19 protein-coding genes and 1 tRNA gene are annotated in these 22,911 nt (G+C 68.0%); 12 read left to right on the top strand and 8 right to left on the bottom strand.

Annotated elements, in window-relative coordinates:
• The 6 genes from AB0J64_RS44375 to AB0J64_RS44350 form a co-directional block, all read right to left on the bottom strand.
• Positions 1-629 (bottom strand): M23 family metallopeptidase (locus tag AB0J64_RS44375; RefSeq protein ID WP_364041703.1); only part of this gene is annotated, 629 nt, incomplete at its 3' end.
• Between the two features lie 124 nt (positions 630-753).
• Positions 754-924 carry a hypothetical protein gene (locus AB0J64_RS44370; protein WP_364041701.1) on the bottom strand — a complete coding sequence of 57 codons (171 nt, stop codon included), beginning with the start codon at positions 922-924 and terminating at the stop codon, positions 754-756.
• A 1,661-nt stretch (positions 925-2,585) separates the two neighbouring features.
• Positions 2,586-3,599 carry an alcohol dehydrogenase catalytic domain-containing protein gene (locus AB0J64_RS44365; protein ID WP_364041699.1) on the bottom strand — a complete coding sequence of 338 codons (1,014 nt, stop codon included), beginning with the start codon at positions 3,597-3,599 and terminating at the stop codon, positions 2,586-2,588.
• Positions 3,599-4,447, bottom strand: coding sequence for a fumarylacetoacetate hydrolase family protein (locus AB0J64_RS44360; protein ID WP_364041697.1), 849 nt, complete (start codon positions 4,445-4,447; stop codon positions 3,599-3,601). The genes AB0J64_RS44365 and AB0J64_RS44360 overlap by 1 nt, the downstream gene beginning before the upstream one ends.
• On the bottom strand, positions 4,438-5,310 hold the full coding sequence (locus AB0J64_RS44355) for an SMP-30/gluconolactonase/LRE family protein (protein WP_364041695.1): 873 nt from the start codon (positions 5,308-5,310) through the stop codon (positions 4,438-4,440). Before AB0J64_RS44355 ends, AB0J64_RS44360 begins: the two co-directional genes overlap by 10 nt.
• On the bottom strand, positions 5,307-6,101 hold the full coding sequence (locus AB0J64_RS44350; RefSeq protein ID WP_364041693.1) for an IclR family transcriptional regulator: 795 nt from the start codon (positions 6,099-6,101) through the stop codon (positions 5,307-5,309). The genes AB0J64_RS44355 and AB0J64_RS44350 overlap by 4 nt, the downstream gene beginning before the upstream one ends.
• Before the next feature lie 149 nt (positions 6,102-6,250).
• On the opposite strand from AB0J64_RS44350, the gene AB0J64_RS44345 reads away from it, so the two are divergent.
• From AB0J64_RS44345 to AB0J64_RS44295, 11 genes are all read left to right on the top strand, one after another.
• A complete protein-coding gene (locus tag AB0J64_RS44345; protein ID WP_364041692.1) occupies positions 6,251-7,960 on the top strand; it encodes an IlvD/Edd family dehydratase in 1,710 nt (569 codons plus the stop codon).
• Positions 7,961-7,969: 9 nt separating this feature from the next.
• Positions 7,970-8,653, top strand: a complete 684-nt coding sequence (locus tag AB0J64_RS44340) for an SDR family NAD(P)-dependent oxidoreductase (RefSeq protein ID WP_364041690.1) — start codon at positions 7,970-7,972, stop codon at positions 8,651-8,653.
• A gap of 23 nt (positions 8,654-8,676) precedes the next feature.
• Positions 8,677-9,615 carry a sugar ABC transporter permease gene (locus AB0J64_RS44335; RefSeq protein ID WP_364041688.1) on the top strand — a complete coding sequence of 313 codons (939 nt, stop codon included), beginning with the start codon at positions 8,677-8,679 and terminating at the stop codon, positions 9,613-9,615.
• Entirely contained in the window at positions 9,612-10,436 is an 825-nt protein-coding gene (locus tag AB0J64_RS44330; protein WP_364041686.1) for a carbohydrate ABC transporter permease, read from the top strand. Before AB0J64_RS44335 ends, AB0J64_RS44330 begins: the two co-directional genes overlap by 4 nt.
• 36 nt (positions 10,437-10,472) lie before the next feature.
• A complete protein-coding gene (locus AB0J64_RS44325; protein ID WP_364041684.1) occupies positions 10,473-11,747 on the top strand; it encodes an extracellular solute-binding protein in 1,275 nt (424 codons plus the stop codon).
• Between the two features lie 78 nt (positions 11,748-11,825).
• Positions 11,826-13,823 (top strand): PKD domain-containing protein, encoded by a 1,998-nt coding sequence (locus tag AB0J64_RS44320; RefSeq protein WP_364041682.1) that lies wholly within the window; start codon positions 11,826-11,828, stop codon positions 13,821-13,823.
• Between the two features lie 166 nt (positions 13,824-13,989).
• Positions 13,990-15,120, top strand: a complete 1,131-nt coding sequence (locus tag AB0J64_RS44315) for a serine hydrolase domain-containing protein (RefSeq protein WP_364041680.1) — start codon at positions 13,990-13,992, stop codon at positions 15,118-15,120.
• On the top strand, positions 15,117-15,299 hold the full coding sequence (locus AB0J64_RS44310) for a family 1 glycosylhydrolase (protein WP_364041678.1): 183 nt from the start codon (positions 15,117-15,119) through the stop codon (positions 15,297-15,299). The genes AB0J64_RS44315 and AB0J64_RS44310 overlap by 4 nt, the downstream gene beginning before the upstream one ends.
• Entirely contained in the window at positions 15,296-16,813 is a 1,518-nt protein-coding gene (locus AB0J64_RS44305) for a family 43 glycosylhydrolase (protein ID WP_364041676.1), read from the top strand. The genes AB0J64_RS44310 and AB0J64_RS44305 overlap by 4 nt, the downstream gene beginning before the upstream one ends.
• Positions 16,810-19,437, top strand: a complete 2,628-nt coding sequence (locus AB0J64_RS44300; protein ID WP_364041674.1) for a family 78 glycoside hydrolase catalytic domain — start codon at positions 16,810-16,812, stop codon at positions 19,435-19,437. Before AB0J64_RS44305 ends, AB0J64_RS44300 begins: the two co-directional genes overlap by 4 nt.
• A gap of 119 nt (positions 19,438-19,556) precedes the next feature.
• The gene (locus AB0J64_RS44295; protein ID WP_364041672.1) at positions 19,557-19,787 is read left to right on the top strand and encodes a beta-galactosidase; all 231 of its coding nucleotides are present in this window, start codon (positions 19,557-19,559) and stop codon (positions 19,785-19,787) included.
• Here AB0J64_RS44295 and AB0J64_RS44290 read toward each other — a convergent pair.
• Both AB0J64_RS44290 and AB0J64_RS44285 read right to left on the bottom strand, forming a co-directional pair.
• Positions 19,757-20,941, bottom strand: a complete 1,185-nt coding sequence (locus AB0J64_RS44290) for a DUF2786 domain-containing protein (RefSeq protein WP_364041670.1) — start codon at positions 20,939-20,941, stop codon at positions 19,757-19,759. The two genes, AB0J64_RS44295 and AB0J64_RS44290, sit on opposite strands and share 31 nt — an antisense overlap.
• A gap of 1,154 nt (positions 20,942-22,095) precedes the next feature.
• Positions 22,096-22,169: transfer RNA gene (locus tag AB0J64_RS44285), tRNA-Ile, on the bottom strand.
• Between the two features lie 206 nt (positions 22,170-22,375).
• Here AB0J64_RS44285 and AB0J64_RS44280 point away from each other — a divergent pair.
• A complete protein-coding gene (locus AB0J64_RS44280) occupies positions 22,376-22,906 on the top strand; it encodes a histidine phosphatase family protein (protein ID WP_364041668.1) in 531 nt (176 codons plus the stop codon).
• Positions 22,907-22,911: the final 5 nt, after the last annotated feature.

Here is a 22,911-nt window from a genome sequence, read left to right as displayed (position 1 = left end):
TCCGCCGAGGCGTTCTTGGAGAAGGTGACGATGTCGTCCTTGCCGTCACCGTTGAAATCGGCGGGCGAACCACCCAGCATCGGAAGACCGCCGCCCCCGCCGCCCCCGCCGCAGTTGCCGCTCGTGTGCCGGCGCGTCTGGCCGTCATAGTTCATCGCCACGCCGTCGATCACGACCGGCTGGTTGACGCCGTCGGCCTCCTGCTCGTAATGCAGGTGCGGACCGGTGGAATTGCCGGTCGTGCCGACCTTGCCGAGTTCCTGGCCCGCGTTGACCTGCTGGCCCTTGGTTGAGGTGATCCGGTCGAGGTGGGCGACCAGACTCGTCCAGCCGCCGCCGTGGTCCACGCGGACGTAGTTGCCGTACCCCGGATGGCCGGACACGGTCTCGATCACCGTCCCCGCCGCCGAGGCGAGGGCCGGGGTGCCGAGGTCACCGCTGCCCGCGATGTTGAAGTCGATCGCGTTGGCGACCTCACCGGAGTGGTGGTAATAGTCCCGCACCTGGCCACACGGCCACGGCGCGTGGAAATCGGGGCGGGGGCCGGCGGCTAAGGCCGGCTGGGCGGCGACGACGCTCGTCGCGATCGTCGCCGCGGCCATGATCACCGTCACGAGCCTTTTTCTCATCTGATCTCCTCTTGCTGGAAAGGATTTTCATCGGACGGCCGAAAAAGAGCCCGGCGGGCAAGTCGTCGCGCCAGGCGGGGTATGCCAGGTCAGAGCGTGGTCATGGCCGTACGGCCGCATGGAGTCACGCCGAGCGGAGGCGCCGCTCGACGGGGCGCTGACGTCCGGCCAGGTTGCCCGGCATGCCGCGGACGCGGGCCGTCCCGATGTTGCTGAAGACGCTGCAGTCGCCGTACGCGGGGCAGGCTCGGTCGTCGCACCAGCAGAACGGCCACAGGTCGCGGTGGTCGCTCATGGCCGGAAAGGTCCCCGTCGGGACGGGTGAAGGCGGCACGAGCGGTCCGGCAGTAGCCCAGTAAGCAGGGCATGCGGACATGACACGTCGAACGATCGGGTACACGACTTCTCCTGGCGGATGTGGGCGCCCACGGGAGGGGCGGGCGTCCATGGGAGGAAGGGAACAGGGAGAAGGGGTTAGCAATCGAAGGGCATAACTGGTCCACTTGACGCCACCCAACGGCGGGGCGAGATGAGAAATCGATGTCAGCTCTCCCGATATCGCCCTCGGAACCTCGTGTGGGTACGCAGTGCTGGCTGCGGCGTCAACCGGGGCCGTTTATTTGAACAAAGTGGCAAGAAGGGCGCCTACCGGTGCCATAACGTGGAGCGCTCAAAGAACACGTCGGTCCAGGGCTCACGCGTTTCCCATTAGCGACCGACCTCCGACGGTCCCCTGATACGGTCCAGGTCCGGGACGGTGGTCAGCGAGATCAGGTCGTTCCCACAGCCCGAATCGCTGAGGTGGGTATTTCGTGTGGCTGTGCGGAACGTAGTCAGGAACGGCGCCGGCCGCAGCGGCGTGCACTGCCAAGAACGAAGCGGCGGCGGCCGGTGTGACACCATGCAGACCTATCCTCCGGAACAGCTTCATCGGCTTATCAGCGGTCACCGATCGCGACCCGACCCCAATAGGCTGACTCGGCCTTCCGATGGTCAGGTCGGCTTTGAGGCGTTCAAGGAACGCAAGACGCTCCTTATCCATATTTCGCCCTTGATATACTCGCCGGACATCGACGTATGCGAGGGTAGCGAATAAGCGTTGGCAGATGGTTGTGACATCGTTGTGCGCAGCAAGACTCCGGGCTTCGCATGCAACCTCACCCTAGCGGTGCTGATGTCAGGCGGAAATCGGCGATCACCTCCGCCGGCCTGCTGCCATTGGCCGTACGCCCTCAGTCGGGCGGCGGTGATCGGGGGAAACGATATCCGTGCACGGCGTGAGTCAAGCCGTGCGCTCCACCTCCATCACCAGCGGAAAGTCCGGGAATTCGGCGAACCTTTGGAAAATCACTGAAGTGTGGCGATCCGCGGCGGCGACGCCCTACGCCGGCCGATCGCCGTATTCCCGTCGAACAGGAGATCCCCCATGCGACGCCTCCTTGTCGCGACTTTGGTACTCAGCGTCATCAATGTCGTAAATCCGGTGGACGGGCAGGCTGCGGTAGCGACAGATCGTACGCCCGGCGGCTGGTAAGCGGAATTACCCTGTCCCGCTCGAACACCCGGTTTCGGGCTCTGAGCTGGGATCCTGCTGCGCGATCAGTTCGGCGGCTGTCCGGGTGGTTCGGTGCTATGCGGGCTTGTGGCGGTGCTGGTCCGCTCTGATGCGTCCAGAGGGGCTGAGCTGCTGGTGCTCCGTCGCGAGAACCAGGTGCTCCGCCGTCAACTCGAAGTCCGGCCGCGATGGGGTCGTGCCGACCGGCTCTGGTTCGCGGCATTATCTCGACTGATCCAGCGCCGCCGGTGGGCCGAGGTGCTCCCGGTAGCACCGCAGCCGCAGGCGCCCAGAGTGCGGGTGATCCCCGGGACGGCGGACTCCACCGTGGCCAGGACGGTCGAGTCGGGGGCGGCGAGCTGCCGCGGGTCACGATGGGTCACGCTGGTTGCTCTTCGCCTTCAGCGCCGTGGGTCGATATGGATCTTGGGCCCGGGGCCGGCGCCCGGCGGGCGGTGTCCGGCCAAGATGTCGGCGGTCTCGGCCAGGCCGACCGTGGCGGCCACGAGCGGGCGGGCGTCCACCGAGCTGTCGGCGTATGCGGCGATCGCCCCGGCCAGGCCGGCCGAGCCGCCGAGGATGCCGACCGCGGTGACGTCCTTGAGCACCAGGTCGCGGGTGTCGAGGGTGGAGGGGGTGCCGGCCAGGCCGATGTACACCACCCGCCCGGCCGGCTCGACGAGGTCGAGCGCCAGGGACGGCAATTCGGGCGCGTTGGAGGCGTCCACGACGGCGTCCCAGCGCAGGCCGGGCAGCGACGATCGGATCCAGTTGCCCGCGAAGCCGAACGACCGGGCCAGACCCAGCTCCGCGGGGTCGCGGCCCACCAGATGGACCTCGATCCCCTCGGCTCGGGCGAACAGCGCCACCAGCAGGCCGATCGTGCCCGTGCCCAGCACCAGCAGCCGCGCACCGGAGCCGAGTCCCGCGCCGCGCACCGCGCGCAGCGCGTTGCCCCCTGGTTCGACCAGCGCGCCCAGCGTGGGATCCACGGCGTCCGGCAACACATGCAGCGCGGACACCGGTACCGCGAGCCGCTCAGCGAGCGCACCGGCACGGCCCAGGCTGATGCCGACCTCGGCCATGTCGCCACACACGTGGTGACGGCTCGCCCTGCAACGATCGCAGCGTCCGCAACTGAGCATGGTGTCGCCGACCACCCGGCGGCCCAGCCATTCCGCCGGGACACCGTCGCCTAGTGCGGTGACGCGGCCGCACCACTCGTGGCCTGGGCGCAAGGGATACCAGGAGCGGCCGGTGCGCAGGTAGCTCATCTCGCCGGTGAACAGCTCCATGTCGGTGCCGCACACGCCCACCCGCTCGACGTCCACCACGACCTCGCCGAGGGCGGCCACGGGCGGTTCGACCTCCTGGATCTCGGCCTTGCCGGGGCCGGTGATGACCAGCGCGCGCACTAGCGGGGTCCTACGACCTGCTGGCGCTGGCTGCCGAGGCCCTCGATCCCCAACTCCATCACGTCGCCGGACTGCAGCCAGATCTGGGGGTCGTGGCCCATGCCGACGCCGGGCGGGGTGCCGGTGTTGATGAGGTCGCCGGGTTCCAGGACCATGAACTGGCTCAGGTGGTGGACGATGACGTACGGGTCGAAGATCATGGTCTTGGTGGTGCCGGTCTGGCGGCGCACGCCGTTGACGTCGAGCCACATGCCGAGGTTCTTGACGTCGGGGAGCTCGTCCGGGGTGACCAGCCACGGCCCGGCCGGGTTGAACGTCTCGGCGGACTTGCCCTTGCTCCACTGGCCGCCGCGCTCCATCTGGAAGGCGCGCTCGCTGACGTCGTTGACCACGCAGTAACCGGCGATCGCCGCGTGGGCCTCCTCGACCGAGTCCAGGTAGGAGGTGCGGCGGCCGATGACGATGCCCAGCTCCACCTCCCAGTCGGTCTTGGTGGCGCCGCGCGGGATGCGCACGTCGTCGTACGGGCCGACCAGCGTGTTCGGCGACTTGGTGAACAGGATCGGCTCGTCCGGCACGGCCTGGCCCGTCTCGGCGGCGTGGTCGCTGTAGTTCAGGCCGATGCACAGGATCTGGTGCGGCCGGGCGATCGGCGCGCCGATCCGCTCACCGGCGAACTCGCGGACGTCACCGCGCGCAACCGGGCCGGCGAGCAGGGCAGGGCCGCCGGCGGCGAAGAAGCGCTCGTCGAAGTCCGGGGTGACGTCAGAGACGTCGATGTAGTGAGTGTCGTCGATGCGGACGACGGGCTTCTCGGCGCCGGGCGCGCCGATGCGCATCAGATACAAGGGAGGTCCTCCGTAGACCAGTAAGAGGTGGGCAGGCCGCGGACGCCGACCTTCGCGGTGAACAGGCGGCCGTCGTGGGGGGCGGGCTCGGGCAGGTGCTGGATGGAGGTGGTGATGACGAGGGTGTCGAGGTCGGGCCCGGCGAAGCAGACGCTGGAGGTATGTGGGGCGCCGGTTTCGACGGTGTGCAGGAGGTCGCCGACCGGCGTGCGGCATTCGACGCGGCCACGTCCCCAGTTGGCGATCCACAGGTTGCCGTCGGCGTCGGCGCACATGCCGTCGGGTTTGCCGTCGGTCACTCTGAACGCCTCTCGGCGTGGACCGGTGTTACCGGTGTCCGGGTCGTAGTCGCGTACCCAGATCGTGCCTGGGACGGTGTCGACGTTGTAGAGGCGGTCGTCGGTCCAGGCCAGGCCGTTGGAGAGCACCAGGTCGGTGTCGAGGAAAGTCACGCCGGTCGAGTCCAGGCGGACCAGCACTTCCTGACCGTGGCGGTCGTCCTGAGCCAGGCTGCCGACCAGGAAGCGTCCGACCGGATCCACCCCGCCGTCGTTGAGTCTGCTGCGTATGCCGGCGGGCAGCACCCGGGCCAGTTCCGCGCGGCTGCCGTCGGTGCCGAGGCGGATGAGGGTGGCCTGCCCGGCCACGATCAGATCGCCGTCGGCAGAGACGGCGACAGCGCCCACGGTGGTGTCCACGGCATGCCGTACGGTGGCCGTGACCTTGCCCTCGTCGAGCATCCCCTCGTGCACGGTGCCGGCGACGATGTCGACCCAGAGCAGGCGCTTCCGTACGGGATCCCAGACCGGGCTCTCGCCCAGGGCGTACACCTCGGCCGAGGCAGGGGTTGCGGTGACGATCATGCGAGGTTTTCACCTGCGACGATGGCGCGGATGGTGGGCAGGTCGCTGACGAGCTTGTCCAGCGGGGTGCGGTAGGTCAGGCCGCTGACGCTGATCGCGCCGCTCGGCACCGTGGGCGAGGTCAGGTAGGCGGGGACCGCGATGCAGTTGACGCCCGGCTCGTTCTCCTGGTCGTCGATGGCGTAGCCCTGGGCGCGGATGCGTTCCAGCGCGGCGTGCAGCTGCTCTACAGTGCCGACCGAGCGCTCGGTCGGTCGTTCCAGCGTCCGGTCGCCCACCCAGGCGCGTACGGCGGCCTCGTCGGGGAGGGCGTGGGCGAGCAGCACCTTCCCGACGCCTGTGCAATGTGCCGGGTTCCGGCCGCCGACCACCGACGTCAGCCGTACTGCGCCGGCGGGCGGGTCGAGCTTGGAGCGGTAGACGACCGAGGTGCCGTCGAGCACCGCGTAGTGGACGGTCTCGCCGTAGCGGTCGCACAACGCCTGCAGGATCGGGGTGACGCGGACGTGGTCGGGTCGCGCCTCATGGTGGGCGAAGGCCAGGCGCAGGAACTCATCGCCCAGCACGTAGCGCCCGTGACCGTTCTGCGCGGCGAACCCGGCCCGGCGCAGCGAAGCGAGCGCCCGATGGACGGTCGGCTTGGGGCTGTCCACCATGCGCGCCATCTCCTCCAGCCCAATTCCGTCGGGATGGCGGGCCAGTTCGGCCAGCACCGCAAGCACCCGGTCGGAGCCCACGAGTCTCTGCTCGGCATCGCTGATCGCGTCGGCCGGTCTCACCAACTTCGGCATGTTCCGAAGGTTAGGCCATCGTTCCAAGAATCGAAAGTTCTCCTCAATCGCCTCTTCCCCGCGAGGTGAGGCATGGGCTAATCTCGCCGCAAGTTCCAAAAAATCGATTTAAATTCCAATTATTGGAATAGAACGTTGGTTTGGTCGCTATGCGCCGAAGCTCCCAGTGGTACGCCGGTACCGATCGCAACGCCTACATTCACCGGGCATGGATGCGGCGCGGGCTGCCCGCGGACGCCTTCGACGGCCGGCCGCACATCGCCATCGCCAACACCGCCTCCGACCTCACCCCGTGCAACATGCACCTGGACGAGGTCGCCGAGCACGTCAAGCGGGGAGTGTGGGAGGCGGGCGGCGTCCCGCTGAACCTGCCGGTGGTCTCGCTCGGCGAGACCCAGGTCCGGCCCACTGCGATGCTGTGGCGGAACATGGCGGCGATGGCCACCGAGGAGATGTTGCGCGCCAATCCCATCGACGGCGTGGTGCTGCTCGGCGGCTGCGACAAGACCATCCCCGCCCTGCTCATGGCCGCCGCCTCGGTGGACCTGCCCGCGGTCGTCGTCCCCGGCGGTCCGATGCTCACCGGTCACTTCCGCGGTTCGCCGCTGGGCTGCGGCACCGATGTATGGGCGCTGAGTGAAGAGGTCCGCGCCGGGACGCTGACCGAAGCGGAGTTCCTGCGCTCGGAGTCGTCGATGATCCGCAGCAAGGGCCACTGCAACACGATGGGCACCGCCTCCACCATGGGCCTGCTCGCCGAGGTGCTCGGCATGACCCTGCCCGGACTGGCCGGCATTCCGGCCGCCGACAGTCGCCTGCTGGCGGGCGCCCACGAGACCGGCGGACTCGTCGTGGACCTGGTCAAGCGGGGCCGCCGGCCGAGCCAGGTCATGACGCGCGGCTCCTTTCTGAACGCCATCGTCGCCCTGGCCGCGCTCGGTGGCTCCACCAACGCCGTCATCCACCTGCTGGCCATCGCCGGCCGGCTCGGGGTGGACCTGGACCAGGATGACTTCGACCGCACCGGCTCCGGCGTCCCGCTGTTGGTGGACCTGCAGCCCGCCGGCCGCTTCCTCATGGACGACCTGTACCGGGCCGGCGGCCTGCACGCGGTGCTGCGCCAGGTGCACGATCTCCTCGACCCCGAGGCGATCACCGTCACCGGCCGGCCGCTGGTCGATTCACTCGGCGACGTGCGAATCCATGACGCCGAGGTCATCCGCCCTCGTCCAAGGCCCCTGCGGGACCACGCGGGGATCGCCGTGCTGTACGGCAACCTCGCCCCCGACGGCGCCGTCATCAAACCGGCCGCCGCCTCACCCCACCTGCTCAAGCACCGCGGCCCCGCCGTCGTCTTCGACTCCGTCGAGGACCTGCACGCCCGCCTCGACGACCCCGATCTGGACGTCACCCCCGACTCGGTGCTCATCCTGCGCGGCTGCGGCCCTAAGGGCTACCCCGGCATGCCCGAGGTCTCCAACCTTCCGCTACCGCCCAAGCTCCTGGCCCAGGGCGTACGTGACATGGTGCGTATCTGCGACGGCCGCATGAGCGGCACCGCCTACGGCACCGTCGTGCTCCACGTCGCCCCCGAGGCCGCCGCCGGCGGGCCGCTGGCCAAGGTGCGCACCGGCGACATGATCATCCTCGACGTCCCCGGGAGGCGGCTCGACGTCGAGCTCCCCGACGAAGAACTGGCGGCACGCCAACCCGCACCCGCCGCCGTGCGGGCGTTCGCCCGGCCGAGCCGCGGCTGGCAACGCCTCTACGTCGAGACCGTCCGCCAGGCCAACACCGGCGCCGACCTGGATTTCCTCATCGGCTCCAGCGGCGACCACGTACCGCGCGAATCCCACTGAAAGGACCCCATGACTCCCTCCAGAACCGCCCTCGTCACCGGCGGTGCCAGCGGCCTGGGCAAGGCCACCGCCGCCCGCCTGGAAGCCGAGGGCGTCAAGGTCGTCACCCTCGACATCGCCAAGGGGGCCGACATCGTCTGCGACGTCACCGACCCGGTGGACGTCCAGGCCGCCGCCGACCAAGTGGGAGCCGTCGACATCCTCGTCAATTCAGCCGGGATCGTCGGTCCCAACGTCCCGCTGTGGGAGATCCCCCTGGACGGCTGGCGGCGCACGTTCGAGGTGAACGTGCACGGCATCTTCAACACCTGTCGCGCCTTCGTCCCCGGCATGCGCGAGCAGGGCTGGGGCCGCATCGTCAACATCGCGAGCATGGCCGGCAAGGACGGCAACCCGAACATGGCGCCGTACTCAGCCTCCAAGGCCGCCGTCATCGCACTGACCAAATCCCTCGGCAAAGAGCTGGCCACCAGCGGAGTGCTGGTCAACGCCATAGCGCCGGCCGTCATCGAGACCCCGATGAACGCCACCACCGGCCCTGAGGCGCTGGCCCACATCACCAGCCTCATCCCGATGGGCCGCGTCGGCCAGCCCGAGGAAGTCGCCGAACTGATCGCCTGGCTGGCCTCGGACAAGCTCAGCTTCTCAACCGGAGCCGTCTACGACATCAGCGGCGGCCGCGCCACCTACTGACCGATCTTTCCCTGGAGGATTCGATGGCGACAGCCCTCAGCAACGAGGTGCGGCGCCGCGCGCCCGAAACCCGCCCACCTGTCCGGAGCCGCGCCGTCGGACGGAACCTGTGGTGGTTCGTCATTCCCGGCCTGGTGCTCTACCTCTACGTGGTCATCATCCCGACGGCGCAGGGCATCTACCTGTCCTTCACCAACTGGAGCGCGTTCACCACCTCTCAGCGCTTCGTGGGAATGCGGAACTACGAATCCATCTTCGAAGGCGCATCCGCGGAGATCCTGGTGCGCACGCTGATCATCGCCGCCGCGACGATGGTCATCCAGAACGTGCTGGGCCTCTTGCTGGCACTGACCTTGAACACGCGCGTCTTCGCCCGGAACGTGCTGCGAACATTGATCTTCGCGCCGGTCATCGTGTCACCCCTGGTCTGCGGGTATTTGTTCAAGTACCTCTTCGCGCCGCCCGGCATCGGAGCCGTGAACGACATCCTCGATGCGCTGGGGCTCGGCCGGCTCCAGCAGGACTGGCTGGGGCAGCCGGACACCGCGCTCACCGTCGTGATCATGGTGGTGTGCTGGCAGTTCGCCGGCATGTCGATGGTCATCTACCTCGCCGGCCTGCAGGGTGTGCCGGTCGAGCTCCTGGAGGCGGCCTCCCTCGACGGGGCGGGCGCGGTGCGGCGCTTCTGGTACGTCATCCGGCCGCTCCTCGCCCCGGCATTCATGATCAACATGATGATGAGCCTCATCGGCGGACTGAAGATCTTCGACCAGATCTACTCCACGACCCAGGGCGGTCCCGCCGGGCAGACCGAAACGATCAGCACGACGATCTACCGGCTGTTCAGCCTGCAGGGTGACTACGCGGCGTCAACAGCCCTGGCGGTCGCGCTGACCCTCATCGTGGCCGTCCTTTCCCTGGTCCAGTTCTCGATCCTGCGCCGGCAGAAGGGCACCTCATGAAGACGAGCCGGCTGAGCAGCACGATCAATCACGTCTTCGCGTACGGCAGTGCGTTGGTCTTCGTCCTGCCGATCTACATCCTGGTGAACCTGGCGGTCCGCCCGGCCGACGACCTGTCGCCGGCGTTCGTGCCGACCTCACGGCCTACGGGCGCCAACCTGGTCACGGCGTGGACGCAATCAAGTCTCGGCCCGGCGATGGTCAACAGCACGGTCGTCACCACGATCTCCTGCCTCGCGATCGTCATCTTCGCCACGATGGCGGCCTATCCCTTGGCCCGCTCGACGGCCAAGCTGTCGAACGTCACCTTCTACCTGTTCCTCATCGGCTTGCTTCTGCCGTTCCAGGTCGCACTGCTTCCGCTCTACCTGATGATGCGGGATCTGAACCTGCTCGGAACGCTGTGGTCGCTGGTCATCCTCTACACCGGCCTGCAGATGCCCTTCGCGATCTTCCTGGTGACCACATTCCTGAGAAGCAGCGTGCCCCTTCAGTACGAAGAGGCGGCCCGGATCGACGGCTGCGGGGACGTCCGCGCCTTCGTCCACGTGGTGGTCCCGCTCCTGCGACCGGTCCTCGGCACTCTGATCATCCTCAACGCCGTCGGCATCTGGAACGACTTCTTCACCCCGCTGCTGTATCTGATCGGAAGCCACCAGGAGACGCTCCCCGTCGCGATCTACCAGTTCGTGGGCCTGTACACCACCGACTGGCCGATGGTGTTCGCCGGTCTGATCATCTCGATGCTCCCGGTCCTGCTGTTCTATCTGATCTTCCAGCGCTACGTGATCCACGGCTTCGCCGGCGGCCTGAAGGGCTGACCCTCGCAAGAACTGACCAACCCCATGGAGAAACCGATGAAGATGCGCACGCCGGTAGTGGGCTCCCTCCTGCTGGCCACCATCACCCTTGCCGCCTGTTCCACCGCCCCGCCTGGGGGATCCGCTCCGGCTTCGACCGCATCCGGCGGCGCGGTGAGCGGAACCCTGACCATGATCTACAGCAGCACCTTCAAGGAAGCCCTCACTCCGGTCGTCAAGGCCTTCGAACAGAAGTATCCAGGCACGAAGGTCGACGTCAGTTACTCTGGCGACGACGTCATGAGCGTCATCTCGACGCAGCTTCAGGCCGGTACGGCCCCCGACCTGTTCATCTCTCTCCCCGGACGTTCCGTGGCGATGGGTGTCGGACTGCTGGGCTCCCAGGGCAAGCTGCTCGATCTGACGGATTCACCGTGGGCCGCCGGCGTTCCCCAACTATGGCGGGACGACCTGTCGGACAAGGGCAAGCTGTACGCCTACCCGGGGACCCTCCAGGGACTGGGCGGCATCTACAACCAGACCAAGCTGAAGGAACTGGGGCTCGAGGTCCCCAAGACCTGGAGCGAGGTCCTTCAGTTCTGCAAGAGCGCCAAGGACCACGGCGTCTACGCCTACGCCCAGGGCTTCAACGACGCGGCAGGGCCTCAGATGATGTATCTCGTCCTCTCCTCGACCCTGGTGTACGGACCGACTCCCGACTTCACCCAGCAAGTCCGGGACGGGAAGACCACCCTGGCGGCTTCTCCATGGAAGCAGGTGCTGGAGAAGTACAAGCAGATGTACGACGCCGGTTGTTTCGGCGAAGGGGCCCTGGGACGAACCAGGTCGCAGGGCGGCGACGAGGTGGCGGCCGGTAAGGCCCTGGCCGTCGCCGAGGTGGGCGCCGGACTGACCCCCATACAGAAGGCCGCACCGAGCAGCGAGTTCGTCATGGCGCCCATACCGGCCACCGACAACCCGGCTGACACCTACATGCCGGCCTTGCCCGGCTTCACCCTGTCCGGCAACGCCCAGGCGAAGAACCCCGCGGCGGCCAAGGCCTTCCTCAATCTGCTGGCCGAGCCCGGACACATCAACGAGTATTCCAAGGCTTACATGAGCGTCCCGGCGATCCCCAACGACGCCTTTCAACCGCCGGCCGTTCTGGCCTCGTTCAACGAGGCCGTCGCCGCCGGCAAGTCCACCAAGCTTCCCGACTGGGGCAATCCCAAGGTGAACGAGGTGGCCCAACAGGGTATGCAGGCGATCTTGCTTGGCAAGGACACCGTCGACGGCGTCCTGCAGAAGATGCAGGAGTCGCTCGAAGGGTAATGCCTGCCCCCGTCAGCCGTGCCGACGGCACGGCAGGGATGTCTGGCCCGCCGTACCGAACCACCCCCTGGAGCACCCATGCAGATCCTCCCCTCAGCCGTCGGCATCGCGGTCCTGCTCACCGTGACGGCCGCGCCGAGCGCGGCGGCACGGTCGGAACCGTGTGCCCCCGCCCAGACCGGCGGACCGGTCTGGGTGACCGCCGACTGCGTCGACCCCACCTACAACCGCCCGGTCATCGATGCCGAGACAGACCTGACCGGCCCGGTGCCTCACCACAAGGTCTCGGGCCATTTCGAGGGCACCACCGTCAAGTTCAACGTCTACCTCCCACCCAAGAGCCAGTGGCAAGGCCGGTTCTTCCAGCTCGTCTACCCGCTCCAGAACGAGAACGCCACAGACGACTCCATCGCCTTCGGCGCGGCCAGCGGCGCCTACACCGTGCAGATCAACGGCACCGCCGGCTACCAGGCCGACGCGGCGGCGGCCAAGTTCGCCAAGACGGTGGCCGCCGCCTACTACGGGTCGGGGTCGCGCAGGATCTACGGCTACATCTACGGCGGCAGCGGCGGCTCCTACCAGACCGTGGGCGCCATGGAGAACACCACGGGCGTGTGGGACGGCGCGGTGCCGTTCATCCCCGGCGTGCCGACCTCCATCCCGAACAACTTCTTCGTGCGCGCCTTCGCCAGGCAGGTCCTGACGGACAAGGCAGCACAGATCGCGGACGCGGTGCGGCCGGGTGGATCCGGCGACCCGTACGCCGGTCTCACCGACGCGCAGCGGACGGTGCTGCGCGAGGTGACGAGGATGGGCGTCCCACTGCGGGCCTGGGAGGACTACCCCTACCTGCTCGGGCTGAACGACCCTCAAGGACTGCTCGGCTTCGCGGGCACCGTCCGGGCCATGGACCCCACGTACGCGGACGACTTCTGGAGCAAGCCCGGTTACCTGGGCACCGAGCAGTCGCCGCTCGGTGATCTGTTCCGAGCGGAGAAGGTCGACACCTCGGCCACCATCACCCGGGTCAACCGGGACGCCCAGAACAGGCCCGCGAGCCTGGTCCTCGACGACGCGCCGGCCGGCCAGGGCCGGGTCCCTCTGGACTTCGCGGTCTACGACGGCTCGATCCTGGTCGGCCCGGTCACCGGTGCACTGGACCCGGCCACGAAGGTCTTCACCCTCGGCAGCGGGAACACCTCCGAGGTACTGAACGCGATCGACCAGGGCGCCAAGCTGCGCATCGACAATCGCTGGTCCCTCGCGCTCACCGCCTACCACCGGCACCAGGTACCGACACGGCCCGGCTTCCACGCCTGGGACCAGTTCCGCGACGCCGACGGGCAGCCGATCCATCCTCAGCGCGACATCCAGGTCGGCCCTCGCGTGTCCGTCGGCGTCAGCGGCGGCGGCACGCACACCGGCAAGCTCACCGGAAAGATGATCATGGTTGGCAACCTCCTCGACGTCGACGCCTTCCCCTGGGACGCCGACTGGTACGGCAAACAGGTCGAGCAGGCCCTGGGAGCGCGTTCCCGCGACACCTTCCGGATCTGGTACAACGACCACGCCGACCACATCGGCCCCCGTACACCGGCCCTGATCGATGCCACAGGCATCCTGCAGCAGGCGCTGCGAGACGTGAGCGCCTGGGTCGAGAAGGGCGTGACACCCCCGCGGTCCACCCGCTACGAGGTAACCGACAGCCAGGTCAAGGTACCGGCGAAAGCCGCGGATCGCCGAGGTCTGCAACCCGTCGTCAACCTGACCGCCAACGGCCGCACCTCCGTCCAGGTGCGCGCCGGCAAGCCGGTCACCTTCAAGGCCACGATCCAGGTCCCGCCCGGCACAGGCAAGATCGTCTCTACCGGATGGGACTTCAAGGGCGACGGCGCATTCGCCGCACGTCCCTTCGGATCTCCCAGCGAGCGCGTGGACGTGCAGATGACCTTCACCTATACCCAGCCCGGCACCTACTTCCCAGGGCTGCGAGCCACCGCCCACCGAGACGGTGACACCAGGACACCCTTCGCGACGGTGCCGAATCTGGGCCGGGTGCGCGTCGTGGTCCGCTAGCGGATCTTGACCTGGGACCTGGAGGGATTCGCGGCCTTCTCGCCCACGCGCAACCGCGTTGCCAGGTCCAGACGTTCGCGAACCGCCGCACGGTGGTGGTCAGGGGCGACCACCGTACGGCGACTGAATCCTGAAAACCATGCAGTGAGAATGGGGTGGTTTACCCGTGAACGGACATGAGCCGCTGGTAGCTCCCGGCTTCGGCAACGTGGCCGACGCCTTCCTCCGGACCATCGCCGACGACGGCCGCAGCGGAGCCGCGATGTCCGTGTGGATCGACGGAGCGCCGGTCATCGACCTCTGGGGTGGCATGGCGGACGTACGCACCGGGCGCCCGTTCACCTTCGACACACTGTCGGTGACCTGGTCATGTACGAAGGGCATGGCGTCAGTGCTGATCGCGATGCTGGTCGAGCGGGGCATGATGCCCCCGTATGACACCCCGGTCATCAAGCTGTGGCCGGAATTCGGCGCACACGGCAAGGGCCAGGTCACGATCGGTGACGCGCTCGCGCACCGCGGAGGCCTGTCGGCTCCGCTTCGCGACCTCACGCTGGAGGAGGCCATATACCCCTTGAGGATGGCGGACGTGCTCGCCGCCCAGGCCCCGCTGTGGCCACCGAACGAGCATCACCAGTACCACGCGGTCACTCACGGGGCGCTCACCGCCAAACTGGTCACGCTCGCCACCGGCCGGTCGATCGGGCGCTGCCTCGACGATCTCGTCGCCAAGCCACTGGACGCCGACATCTGGCTCGGCCTTCCCGAGTCGGAGGAGCTCAGGGTGACCCATATGGTCGAGATGGAGACACTGTCGGCTCCGCCGGAGGGCGACCCCGAGACGCTTCGCTGGCTGGATCGCGCGCTGACTCTGGGGGGCGCGATCACCCTCGACAACTTCAAAGAACCGCGCTTCCACCAGGCCGAATTCGCCGGCGTGTCCGGCATCGCGACCGCGAACGGACTGGCCAAGATGTGGTCCGCCACTGTCGCGCCGACGAAGGGTGTGCGCCTGATCAATGACGAGACCGTGGATGCGTTGCGGGAAACACGCAGCGAAGGACCTGGCTACCTTCCCCAGCCGCCGCCCTACCAGTCCTGGGGCGCCGGCGTCATGGTGCCCTCGGAGTGGCAATGGTACTTGTCACCGAGCTCCTTCGGACACGACGGCGCGGGCGGACAGGTCGCGTTCGCCGATGTCGACGCGAGGGTGGGGTTCGCCTACCTGACGAACCGCATGGGCGACTGGGACCGAGGAAAGTCCGTGATCAAGGCGCTCTCCCGAGCGCTGGGATGATCCGGCCGGCGTCCGGAGTGCGCGGCCACTGCCTGTGGTCCCTGCTGGACAACTACGAATGGGCCGCCGGGCTCAGCCCGCGTTACGGCATCGTCCACGTGGACCCGGACAGCCTCAAGCGAACCCCGAAAGCGTCGTTCGGCTGGCACCGACGTGATCCCCCACGAGGACTGCTATGAACCTGCCCAATCCACTGATTCCGGGTTTCAACCCCGACCCCAGCTGCGTCCTCGTCGACGGGACCTACTACCTGGTCACCTCGTCGTTCGAGTACCTGCCCGGTCTGCCGATCTACCGCAGCACCGACTTCGTCACCTGGGAGCACATCGGCAACGTCGCGACGCGGGAGGAGCAGGTCGGCATCGGACACTCGCCCGCGGGCGCGGGCGTGTGGGCTCCGACCATCCGCCACCACAACGGCCGGTTCCACGTCATCGTCTCCGTGACGGCCGGCCCGCGCGGCTGCGTCGTGTTCACCGCCGACGACCCCGCGGGGCCGTGGAGCGACGGCATCTCCGTCGACGGGATCGTCGGGATCGACCCCGACCTCGCCTGGGACGAGACGGGGGCCGCCTACGTCACCTACAGCGCCCTGGAGCTCGACGGCGTGAAGCAGGTGGGCTTCCACGGCATCCGGCAGGCCCGCGTGGATCTCGACGCCGGCAAAGTGCTGGAGGAGCCGCGGTCGTTGTGGTCCGGCACCGGGCTGGTCGCTCCGGAGGCCCCTCACCTGTACCGGCGCGACGGCTACTGGTACCTGTTCATCGCCGAAGGCGGCACCGGCAGCGGTCACTCCGTGAGCGTCGCCCGCGGACGTTCCATCGAGGGGCCGTTCGAGGGCGCGCCGGACAATCCCGTCCTGAGCGCCTCCGGCCGGTACCTCCCCGTCCAGTGCACGGGACACGCCGATCTGGTGCCCGGGCCGCACGGGACGGACGTGCTCGTACTGCTGGGGACGCGCCAGGCAGGCGCGGCCTCCCCACTGGGCCGCGAGACGTACGTCACGGCCGTCGAATGGGCCGACGGCTGGCCCCAACCGGCACCGGTAGACCTCCGACCACGTCCCGAACCGGTGGACGAGCACTTCGGCTTCACCGATGACCGCGCCCTGACAGATCCAGGCTGGCTGGCGGTGGGCCGCACCCCGGCACAGGTGGCGTCCTGCGGTGAACGACCAGGCCATCTCACGATCCGCGCCACCTCCGGCGGCATCGATGCCTTCCGCCCTGATTTCATCGGCCGTCGCCAACGCCACCTGAAGAGCCTCTTCGAGACCACGATCGACCCTGCCGACGGCAGAGGCGGGCTTGGCCTGCGCTTCAGCGAGGACTTCACCATCGCCCTCATCGCCGAACGAACCCCGTCCGGAACCGGCACCCGGGTCACGGCACGAGCGTGCCTGCCGACCCTGACCCAGAAGAGCGCAGCCGAGCTGGCCGGTGGGCCGGTCCTGCTGCGGCTGGAGACCGACACGCCGCCACCGGGTACGACGCCGTGGTCGCCCAACGGCGACCTCATCCGGCTGACCGCCGTGGACGCGACGGGGACCGAGACCCGCCTTGCCGAGTTCGACGGCCGGTTCTGGTCGGTCGAGACGGCTGTCCCCTTCACCGGCCGGGTGGTGGGCGTGTTCGCCGAGCACGGCACCGTCCACTTCAGCGACTTCCGCTATCACGGGGAAGGCCTCTCATGATCACGACGACCGCTCCCACGCATCTGCGCGTCGAGCACCTCGACGAAGCGGTCGGCATCTGTGTCGTACGGCCCCGGCTGTCCTGGCGCCTGCCCGCGGGCACAGCCGTACAGACCGCCTATCAGATCCGTACGAACAACGGGTGGGACAGCGGACGGACCGCATCCGGAGACAACCTCCTGATTCCCTACGCAGGACCTCCGCTGCGCTCCAGCGAGCGCGTCGAGTGGCAGGTCAAGATCTGGACCGACCGCGGCGAGAGCGACTGGTCGGCCCTCGGCTCCTTCGAGACGGGACTGCTCCACCCCGACGATTGGCAGGCTGAATGGATCACTCCGGGCCGGCCGGCCGACGGCACGCCCGGAGCCCGGCCCGCCGCCCTGTTGCGCTTCGAGTTCGACGTGGACACCCCGGTTGCCTCGGCACGCTTGTACGCCACGGCCCACGGCATCTACGAAGGCTTCCTCAACGGCGAACGGATAGGAAATGCCGAACTCACCCCCGGTTTCACGCAGTACCGCAGCCGACTTCAGGTGCAGACGTACGACATCACTTCCGAGGTGGTTCAGGGCCGTAACGCGATCGGTGTGATCTTGGCAGACGGTTGGTACCGCGGCCTCATCGGCTACTTCCGCCACAGCGACCAGTGGGGCAGCCGGCCCGCGCTGCTGGTGCAGATGCGCCTGACCCACCCCGACGGCACGGTGACCGTGCTGGGCACCGGCCCGCAGTGGCGCAGCAGCACTAAGAAGCATGTCGTCGCCGCGGACCTGATCGCCGGTGAACGCTGGGACCTGCGGAGGCTACCGCACGGCTGGTCACGGCCGGGATTCGACGACACCGCCTGGCCGCACGCCGCCACCGATCCGCGAGGTTTCAACACTCTGGTCGACTCTCCCGCACCACCGGTGCGTCAGATCGAGGAAGTGCTTCCGGTGTCGGTACGCCGACTGGACGAGCACCGGCAAGTGGTCGATCTCGGTCAGAACATCAACGGCTGGGTCCGGCTTTCCAAGCTCGGCCCGGCGGGAACGACGGTCCGCCTCGTCCACGGAGAGTGGCTCGACCCCTCGGGAGACGTGACGACCGACAACCTCGCCATCACGTTCCCGGACCCGAAACCGGCCGGACAGATCGACGAGGTGACCTCCGCAGGAGTGCCAGGGGAGGTCTTCGAGCCGCGGCGCACGACACACGGGTTCCAGTACGTCCGCATCGAGGGCCACCCCGAGGACCTGACATCCAACGACATCGCCGGAATCGTGGTGCACACGGATCTGCGGCGCACCGGCTGGTTCGCCTGCAGCGACGAGCGGATCAACCGGCTGCACGAGGCAGTCGTCTGGAGCCTGCGAGGCAACGCCTGCGACATCCCGACCGACTGCCCGCACCGGGAACGTGCCGGCTGGACGGGGGACTGGCAGCTGTTCGTCCCCAGCGCGGCCTTCCTGTTCGACGTGGCGGGCTTCTCGGTGAAATGGCTGCGGGACGTCGCCGCCGACCAGCGGCCTGACGGGACCGTCGTGCACTTCAGTCCCTACGCTCCGGATGAGGCGCACAGCATCGCCGACCAGCTCAACGGGTCGGCGGGCTGGGGAGACGCCGCAGTGATCGTGCCGTGGGAGGTGTACCGGGCGTACGGCGACACCGAAATTCTGGCCGAGTCCTGGCCCGTGATCACAGCCTGGCTGAGCCGGGTCGAACGCAGCGCTCGTACCGAGCGGCACCCGCTGCGCGCGGCCGCCCGGCCCACACCCGAGCCGCACGAACAGTACTTGTGGGACGCCGGCTCCCATTGGGGTGAATGGCTCGTACCTGGCGAGCAGGTCATCGACCTCACCCCCCACGGACGGCTGGACCAGGGGGACATCGCCACCGCCTATTACGCCCACAGCACCGACCTGGCCGCCGGGATCGCCGAGGTCCTCGGCTACGCCGACGAGGTCAAGCGCTACCGCGCGTTGAGCGAGAAGGTCCGTGCCGCGTGGCAGGCCGAGTACATCGGGCCTGACGGCAGGCTGACCCCGGACACGCAGGCCAATCACGTCCGTGCGCTCGCCTTCGACCTCGTCCCCACCGAGCTTCGGCCCAAGGTCGCCGCTCGTCTGACCGAGTTGGTGCGGGAGGCGGGCACCCACCTGGGCACGGGTTTCCTCGCCACCCCGTATCTGCTGCCCGTGCTCGCCGATACCGGTCACCTCGACCTTGCCTACGATCTGCTTCGGCAGGACACCGAACCCTCATGGCTCGTCATGATCGACCGCGGTGCCACCACCGTGTGGGAGAACTGGAACGGTGTCACGGCCGACGGGACGGTCAACGCGTCCCTGAACCACTATTCCAAGGGCGCCGTCGTGTCGTTCTTGCACCGCCACGTGGCAGGCCTCGAACTGCTCGAACCCGGTTACCGGCGTTTCCTGGTGCGGCCTCGTCCCGGCGGGGGCCTGACGTGGGCGGAGGCGGTCCATGAATCGCCGTACGGGCGGATTGAGATGGGGTGGCGGCTCGATGACGGCCACTTGCACGTGCAGCTGACCGTGCCCTCCGGAACCGAGGCCACCGTCGTCCTGCCTAGTGGCCTCCAGAAGACCGCTGGTCCGGGCACCCACGTCTTCATGGATTGAGAAACCAACTGTGACGAGCGATTGCGATACGGCATCAGCGCCGCCGTCACCAACGCGGAGCGGTTGTTGGAGCCACAGTTGAGCGCGTTTAGAAGCTGAGGCAGGCAGCGTTCCTGGGCTTGTCAATCGTCGATGACCTGCATGGCGGCGTTCTTGATAAGGTCGTCGAGCGCTACGCCGATCATCCCGCCGTCATCGGTTACCAGGTCGACAACGAGCCAGGCCTGCACCTCCTGCACAACCACGGCATCTTCCAGCGCTTCGTCAACCGGCTGCGCGAGCAGTACGGCGACGTGCAAACGCTTCGGCGCCTTGAGCGTTATCGGTCCCGCACCCTGAGGCTGGCCTGATCGGCGGCGGTACGGCCCGCCGCCCAGCCCTCCTGGTCCCAGGACGTGCGGACCGCATGCGAGACCAGGTTCGGGAACATGCGCTCGACCGCCTGCTCCACCTCCTGTTCGCGGGCCGCCAGCACCGGCATCAGGTCGGTGCCCCGGCTGGCGCTCTCCTGCGAGACCGCGGCCGCTGTGGCCTCGGTCAGCCGCTCCCCGATTCTGGAGGCGAACGCCGACAGGAACGACTGGCGGAATGTCTTGTTCCTGGATCGGCCGGTGCCGTGCTTCTTGGTGCCCGTGTTCACCAGCGCGGTCTGCGCCTGCACCAGCAGCGAGGTGAACAGCATCTCCACCCAGGACAGGTCCGCCCAGAACCCCAGCACGGTGGCGAACCCCAGCTCCTTCGACCAGATCACCCGGCACCTGTTGGCCTCGGCGACGAGGTTGAGCAGCACGGCCTTGGGCTGCTCGTACGGCGCGTCGATGCCGACCCGGATGCCCGCCGGGGCCTCGCCTCCGCCTGGTTGCGCGTCCAGCATCGCCGTGTCGATGCTGTACTTCGCCATCAAGCTCTGCGCCGCCGACGTGAACGTCTCCGCTTCCGCCTCGTACGTTGTCGACTCCGCCTTGGCGAGCAGCGCCCGCACCCGCGTGAGCGTCTTCTCGCTGACCGCGTGCGAGCGTGCCCGGACCGTACGGCGAGCGGCCCCGGGCGGCGGGCTCAACGACTCCAGCCGGGGCAGCCCGGTCAGCAACCCCAGCAGTTCCAGCGCGCCGGAGACGGTCATCAGCCGGCCGGCCCCGTCGCGCGCCTGCCGCGCCGCCAGGTAGCCGCCCTTCCACCACACCGCGGCCTCCAGGCCGGCGAGCTGGTCGCGCCAGCGCTCATCCACCGCGGCCGGGGCGTAGGCCCGCATCTCCCAGGCGATGAGGTCGGCTGCGGCCCGCCCGTGCCAGTCGGTCAGCCGCCTGGCCGCGATCCTGACCACGTCGGCGGGCTGCCAGCCGTTCCGCCACAACGTCGAGATCGCCCGGCTCGCCACCTCCACCAGCACGCGATCGGCGTCGTCCCGGTCGGCCAGGAAGGCTGCGGCGGAGTCGAAGGCCGCCTGATCCTCGCGGGCGAGCGCCTCCATCGCCGCGCTGATCAGCTCATTGGTCTTACTCACCCGTGCCGCCCATTTCGAGAAAGTCCGCCAGAACCCTACCGTGAGCGAGCCTCGTTCCCGTTCACCGGTGCGGTGGAAGGCGGCGAGGTACTGACCGACGTCGACTGTGTCGTCGTCCCGACCAGTGCAAGTCGGCTTGAGTCCCGGTCCTCAAGCTGAGGAGAATGCTGCGTTTCCGCGCTTCTGCCACCCTGATGCAGAACACGCTGGGGTATGCCGGCATCGTGCTGACCGCCGATACCTTTGCTGCCACAGCTGTATCACGACAGCGCTAAGGCGACCGCGCGGCTGGTGCTGAGGGCGGTGCGTGCGACCAACCGGAAGATCGCCGAGGCTGGGAAGGCGACGTGACTCACATGTGGCTCACCGTGACCCGCGATCAGATGACGCGACTACAGATCCGCGTGAAGCCGCAGGTGTGCGTGGTAGGGCGGGTGGGACTCGAACCCGCGACCCGAAACTGAGGAGCGCGCCGTGACACCTCGTAGGTCGTCCAAGAGCGCGTACCTACCTGAAGGCCTCTGAGGGCAGTACGATCACCCCTCGATAAGGATCGGCGCCCCTGAGCGCTGCAACGTCCGCTGTGGGATCCGCCCCGACTTGTCAACGACGGAGTAATGCCTCGATGAAGGGCGGCGCCCAAGTGCGCTGTGACTGGTCGAGCCTGACCCGCCGCTCAACTTTCGCTGGGTGCCTTGATGAAGGGCGACCGCCCACAAGCGCCACGAGGCTGCAAGGGCTTCGCTCCGCGGGTTGTCATGGAGCCTTGATGAAGGGCGGTACTCAAGAGCACGGCGACGAGTGGCACCTACAGGGCGACGGCGACTACTGACTCCTTTGTAGGGCGGCGGGCGAGGCTTGGACCAACAGTGGGTTCGTCTTCACCGACGAGATCGGCCGGCCGCTGCACCCCCAGCAGGTCAGCGACCACCGTGCATCCCGCGGCCCGCTGACCGGCAACGCCGCGCAAACCTTCGGGCTTGATCTTCCGATGGTCATCTCTGGGGTCTGAACTGACGGTGACCGCCTAAATGATCTACCGTGATACACGGTCCGTACACAAGAGCAACCACCGAGCAACCAACCGTGATCAACAACGAGCCCAGAGGCCGGCGAGAACCGAGAAACCCCAGGTCAAAAGCGGTGTTGGAGAGTAGGGCGGGTGGGACTTGAACCCACGACCCACGGATTATGAGTCCGATGCTCTGACCGGCTGAGCTACCGCCCCTGGATTAAGTTGTGTGCCGTGCGGCGGGATGTCCGAAGGACCGTGCCGAGCCCCCGCGCATGCTAAGACTAGAGCATCGGATCCGGTCGTCGTTCCCCGCCGAACGGGAGACAGGTCTCCGCCGACATCATTCCATGCCCGGCAACGTTGTTGGAGCCTGACTCGATCATATTCCGGCCGGAAAGTGGGGCGGGTAGCGTCTGGGCGTGGCCGTGAAGCTGGTTTACGAGACGCATTCGATCACCGTGGACAACGAGACGGGCATCGCCACCGGGTGGTTGCCCGGTGAGTTGTCCGAGCGCGGGCGGGCGGAGGCTGTGAAGCTGGGGGCGCGGCGGCGGGAGGTGGATGTCGTGTACGCCTCCGACCTGCGGCGGGCCGTGGAGACGGCGGAGATCGCCTTTGCGGGGAGCGGCAAGGAGATCAGGCTCGATCGGCGGCTCAGGGAATGTGACTACGGGATCTACAACGGGCGGCCGGTCAGCGAGGTGGCGGCGTTGCGGAGCAGGCACATCGATACGCCGTGGCCGGGCGGGCAGAGCTATCGGCAGGTCGTGGCGGAGACGGCGGGGTTTCTGCGGGATGTGATGGAGGAGTGGCAGGGGCGGGAGGTGCTGCTGGTGTCGCACTCTGCCAATCGGTGGGCGCTGCAGCATCTGCTGGATGGGGCGTCCCTGGAGGAGCTGGTTGACGCGCCGTTCGATTGGCGGCCGGGGTGGGAGTACAGCCTGGCGTAAGGGGA

The organism is Nonomuraea sp. NPDC049695 (assembly GCF_040674955.1).
GTDB lineage: Bacteria > Actinomycetota > Actinomycetes > Streptosporangiales > Streptosporangiaceae > Nonomuraea > Nonomuraea helvata.
Note: the sequence above shows the minus strand (reverse complement) of the source record. Positions and strands in the feature narration are given on the sequence as shown.

What these genes read in the sequence shown, in the direction of transcription:
- AB0J64_RS44320 (WP_364041682.1), top strand. Translation starts at nt 11,826, where the DNA reads ATGCAGATCCTCCCCTCAGCCGTCGGCATCGCGGTCCTGCTCACCGTG.
- AB0J64_RS44325 (WP_364041684.1), top strand. Translation starts at nt 10,473, where the DNA reads ATGAAGATGCGCACGCCGGTAGTGGGCTCCCTCCTGCTGGCCACCATC.
- AB0J64_RS44330 (WP_364041686.1), top strand. Translation starts at nt 9,612, where the DNA reads ATGAAGACGAGCCGGCTGAGCAGCACGATCAATCACGTCTTCGCGTAC.
- AB0J64_RS44335 (WP_364041688.1), top strand. Translation starts at nt 8,677, where the DNA reads ATGGCGACAGCCCTCAGCAACGAGGTGCGGCGCCGCGCGCCCGAAACC.
- AB0J64_RS44350 (WP_364041693.1), bottom strand. Translation starts at nt 6,101, where the DNA reads ATGCCGAAGTTGGTGAGACCGGCCGACGCGATCAGCGATGCCGAGCAG.
- AB0J64_RS44305 (WP_364041676.1), top strand. Translation starts at nt 15,296, where the DNA reads ATGAACCTGCCCAATCCACTGATTCCGGGTTTCAACCCCGACCCCAGC.
- AB0J64_RS44355 (WP_364041695.1), bottom strand. Translation starts at nt 5,310, where the DNA reads ATGATCGTCACCGCAACCCCTGCCTCGGCCGAGGTGTACGCCCTGGGC.
- AB0J64_RS44345 (WP_364041692.1), top strand. Translation starts at nt 6,251, where the DNA reads ATGCGCCGAAGCTCCCAGTGGTACGCCGGTACCGATCGCAACGCCTAC.
- AB0J64_RS44300 (WP_364041674.1), top strand. Translation starts at nt 16,810, where the DNA reads ATGATCACGACGACCGCTCCCACGCATCTGCGCGTCGAGCACCTCGAC.
- AB0J64_RS44370 (WP_364041701.1), bottom strand. Translation starts at nt 924, where the DNA reads ATGAGCGACCACCGCGACCTGTGGCCGTTCTGCTGGTGCGACGACCGA.
- AB0J64_RS44340 (WP_364041690.1), top strand. Translation starts at nt 7,970, where the DNA reads ATGACTCCCTCCAGAACCGCCCTCGTCACCGGCGGTGCCAGCGGCCTG.
- AB0J64_RS44310 (WP_364041678.1), top strand. Translation starts at nt 15,117, where the DNA reads ATGATCCGGCCGGCGTCCGGAGTGCGCGGCCACTGCCTGTGGTCCCTG.